This is a genomic window from Parvibaculum sp., assembly GCF_049672805.1.
In the GTDB taxonomy this organism is placed as follows: Bacteria; Pseudomonadota; Alphaproteobacteria; order Parvibaculales; family Parvibaculaceae; genus Parvibaculum.
In genome coordinates this window covers 1-4058 of sequence record NZ_JBATWS010000160.1, presented here as the reverse complement: position 1 = coordinate 4058, position 4058 = coordinate 1, and the positions used below count along the sequence as shown (strand labels likewise).

Sequence of the window (4058 nt, the reverse complement as noted above, 5' to 3'; positions counted from 1 at the left end):
GCCGCAGACGGCACAAAGAGGCAGTGCTCGCGCTTCGGCACACGGGCGGGGCAGACCGGGCGGCAGTAGATGCCCGTACTCGTGACACAGACGAAGAAGCGCCCGTCAAACCGCGCATCCTTTGCGCCCAGCGCCCGGTAGCAGCGCTCCGGATCAAGCGGGGCGGCAGGCGACATGCCTTCCGGGAGCGATGTGTCGATGATGTTCATGGGGTGAAGTCTAGGACGGGCGCGCCTTTTCCGCTCGCCAAAATCGGACATGGCCGTCACCGCTTTCCATGACGCCGCCGTCATCGAAAGAAACGAGCCTCTCACGTGATTGTGCAGTTTAAGTCCGCGTTTCCCGCTGATACGCTTTCGCCCGCAATACAGCGCAAGATGATCCGGGTGGGGGAGCCGGCCGGAGAATCATTCGGGAGGAACAGAATGACAGACAGGGCTGGCGCCACACCGGGCGCCGTGGGCGGGTTTGCGTCTCCGCAGGGCTTCACCCCTGCCTATCGCAATTACGCGCTATTCGTGCTGATGCTGGGCTACACGGCGAATTACGTGGACCGGCAGATACTTGCCATCCTGCTTGAGCCGATCAAACAGGATCTCGGTGTCAGCGATACGCAGCTCGGTTTTCTCTCCGGCATCACCTTCGCGATTTTCTACGCAACTCTGGGCGTGCCCATCGCTATGCTTGCCGACCGTGCAAACCGCCGCAACATAGTGGCAGCGGCGATTGCGATCTTCTCCACCATGACCGCGCTTTGCGGATTTGTGACGAGCTTTATTCAGCTCACCCTTGCGCGCATCGGCGTCGGTATCGGCGAAGCAGGCTCAAGCCCGCCCTCGCACTCCATGATCTCCGACATGTTCCCGCCGGAAAAGCGCGCCGCTGCCATGGGCATTTATTCGCTCGGCATCAATATCGGCATTCTGGTCGGCTTCCTGCTCGGTGGCTGGGTAAGTCAGTGGTATGGCTGGCGCGCGGCCTTCCTCATCGTCGGTGTGCCGGGCATTCTGATTGCACTTCTCGTGCGCTTTACGCTGAAAGAGCCGCAGCGCGGCCATGCCGATGGCATCACGGCGCAGGCTTCCGCAGTAGCTCCGAAATTCGGTGAAGTGTGGAAACTTCTCTGGGCGCAGCGCTCCTTCCGCCATCTCGCTTTTGGCTGCGCCATGGCCGCCTTTGCCGGCTATGCCGGTGTGACATGGATCCCCGCCTTCCTCATGCGCTCCTATGCAATGAGCCCCGGCGAGATCGGAACATGGCTTGCGCTCATTATCGGCTTTGTCGGCGGTGCGGGCACCTATGCGGCGGGCTGGCTGGCTGACCGTTATGGCAAGCGTGACGTGCGCTGGAACATGTGGGTCGTCGCGATCATCATGTTCGTCTGCTTCCCCTTTTCTGTCGGCTTGTATCTGATGGCCGACAAATATTGGGCGCTGGTTTTCTTCGTCGTTCCGGCTTTTGCGGGCGCGGCCTATATCGGGCCGAGTCTTGCGATGACGCAGGCCCTTGTCACGCTGCGGATGCGTGCCGTCGCCTCCGCACTTCTCTTCCTCATCCTGAACCTGATCGGCATGGGCCTCGGGCCGCAGGTAGTGGGCCTTATCAGCGATCTTTACACGCCCGCTTACGGGCAGGAGTCGCTGCGCTATGCGCTGCTCACCGTCATGGTGGTGTGGCCATGGGCGGGGATTCATTTCATCCTCGCCGCGCGCACGCTGAAGGACGATCTGGAAAAAGTGAAAACTCACCTTGGCTGAGTGGCGGCACCGCCAAAAAAACAAACCCCGGTAAGGATTTCTCCTTTCCGGGGTTTGCCGTCTGACGATCTGCGAGGATCGGTCGTAAGACTTAGAAGTTGAACTGCGTGCGCAGCGCAACGGCCTGATGGCCGAAATCGAGCTGGGCAGCACCGCGATCATCAACATCCACATCGACATAGTTGAGCATGAAGCGGAGATTGTTGTTCACGTACCAGTTGACGCCAGCAGTCATGATACGCTGTTCGCCACCGAAGATGCCATTGGCAGTATCGTTGAGATCGGCCTGGCTGTAACGCGCTGCGATTTCCCACGCACCGGCACCGCCACCACCGAAGCCGAACGGATTGGCCGGCTTCACGCCGGAATAGGCGGCCTTCCTGATGTCATAGCGATAGGACTCGCCGCTGAGGATCCATGAGGCCTGCAGATACCAGGCATCGAAATCCACATCGCTGCCAGCAAGGCGGCTTACATCGTAGCGGTAGTACTCGCCCTGTGCGCGGAAGGGGCCGTAGTTCACGGCGAGTTCCGGACCATAGACGGTAACCGTATCGGCCTGCCCGGCAAGGTTCGCATCAATATAGCGGTCGGCATCAACGCGCAGTTCCGGGCGGTCGCGGAAGCGCATATTGTCGCCCGGCAGGTTGAAGGAGTGTGAGCCCGATGCGCCGATATGCACGTTCACGCCTTCCTTCGGCGAGGTCGCATAGGCGAGGCGACCAACGACGTTGGACGCATCATAGTCGTCCTGACCGGTGCCAGCGCCAGCAGAGCCCATCGTGTAATAGGCCGCGCCGAAAAGATTGTCATTATTGTAGGTGCCTCCCGCCGTCATGCGCGCTTCGCCTGCCGCCGGAGAAATGGCGAGGTTCACCGCAGTCGCACGTTCGATGAAGGTGATGTCGTTCGACGAGGTCGAGTCATCAAGCGTCATTTTCGGCTTCGTCGCACCGAAGATGAGGTTCACACCGTCAATGCCTTTGTAGGTGAGGGCGGCTTCATAGAGACGCGCATTCGATTCCGTGCCGCTGTCACCGAAGTTGAATTCGATGTTGTAGCCGAAATCCTTGGCAAAGGTGCCGTTGAAGCCGAGACGCGCGCGGCGGAAGTTCGCGTTGCCGCGCGGCGCATCCGCATTACCGGTCGCGGCGATCATGTTGGTCTTGTCGGTATCGCTCATGCTGTAGCCGCCAACATCAAGATGGGCGCGGCCGGTGATACCGAAGGTGAAATTGCCGTCAGCCGACTTGAAGACGGGACGGCCATCTTTCAGCGACACTTCAACGTCGCTTTTGCGTTCTTCGAGCGACTTGATGGCTGTGCCGTGCTGGATCTGTACATCGTCAACTTTCCGCTGCAATGCTTCGATCTGCGCCTTGAGAGCGTCAAGCTCGGCCTGGCTGGTGCTGGCAGCAAGCGAGGGAGCCGCAAATATGGTGGCCGCGCCGAGTGCCGTGCCGGCGAGCAGAATGTTTCTCAACGTCATCTGGACGTCTCCGTGTTCAATGAAAGAGCTTCTGTTGCAGGATCGGCGACGCGACACACGCCGCGAGCACCCCCATGGCGATGGCAAGTAACAGGCGTGTATGACAGTTCGGCCCCAGATTTGTGACGGCCAGATGACACCGCCGCACTGTGGCGCGGTTGCATCGTGGCAGGCGGGACGGGCGGGAAGGGGTGCGGCCTCGCCGCAAAGGCTCAGATGAGCGGCGGCAGCGTTACAGTGACGATGCCATTTTCCTCATTCACGTCCATCTTCGCGCGAAGCTGGCGAATGAGGCCGCGGAAAAGCTTGATATGGCTTTCATCAGGGCTGTTTTCCATCAGACCGGCAAGAACAGGCCGATCCACCGCCATGGTGAGAATGGAACCGCCCTCAGGATTCGGCAGAAGCTCGAAGTCGAAGCGCGTGCCGGAATAGTCATTCGGCGATGCCTGAGCCGCCACCTCGGCGATCAGTTCCGTCACAAGGAAGGCGAGTGTCAGCGCCGCATCAGGCAGCGCAAATATCTGTGTCGGGCAGCGCATGGTTATGATGGGGCTGCCCCATTCGTTCGAGAATTGCTGCTCGCTCGACTGACACAGATCCCGAAGCAATGTGCACAGATCAATCGAGCGGAAATCATCGCCCTGATAGAAGGCGGTATGCACAATGCCGAGCGCATTCAGGCGGCGCTGCACATCAAGAAAGATGGTCGCCTGTTCCGGCGTGCGCGCCCGGCGGCTGTGCAGGCTGAGCAGGCTGTTCATCACCTGCAGATTGTTGCGCACGCGTTGATTGATCTCGCGCACCAGCGC

4 protein-coding genes are annotated in these 4058 nt (G+C 60.1%); 1 reads left to right on the top strand and 3 read right to left on the bottom strand.

Features of this window, described 5'->3' with window-relative positions:
• On the bottom strand, positions 1–293 hold a 293-nt coding region (locus tag WBF74_RS05170), incomplete at its 3' end, for an Ada metal-binding domain-containing protein (RefSeq protein WP_424436190.1).
• Between the two features lie 132 nt (positions 294–425).
• On the opposite strand from WBF74_RS05170, the gene WBF74_RS05165 reads away from it, so the two are divergent.
• Entirely contained in the window at positions 426–1757 is a 1332-nt protein-coding gene (locus WBF74_RS05165; protein ID WP_424436186.1) for a spinster family MFS transporter, read from the top strand.
• 91 nt (positions 1758–1848) lie between these two features.
• On the opposite strand, the gene WBF74_RS05160 is transcribed toward WBF74_RS05165, so the two are convergent.
• Both WBF74_RS05160 and WBF74_RS05155 read right to left on the bottom strand, forming a co-directional pair.
• Positions 1849–3246, bottom strand: a complete 1398-nt coding sequence (locus WBF74_RS05160; protein WP_424436183.1) for a porin — start codon at positions 3244–3246, stop codon at positions 1849–1851.
• 212 nt (positions 3247–3458) lie between these two features.
• A partial coding sequence (locus WBF74_RS05155) for a histidine kinase dimerization/phosphoacceptor domain -containing protein (RefSeq protein WP_424436180.1) occupies positions 3459–4058 on the bottom strand: 600 nt, incomplete at its 5' end.

Bases quoted from the DNA above. Each gene is read 5' to 3' on its own strand.
- WBF74_RS05160 (WP_424436183.1), bottom strand. From the start codon at position 3,246: ATGACGTTGAGAAACATTCTGCTCGCCGGCACGGCACTCGGCGCGGCC.
- WBF74_RS05165 (WP_424436186.1), top strand. From the start codon at position 426: ATGACAGACAGGGCTGGCGCCACACCGGGCGCCGTGGGCGGGTTTGCG.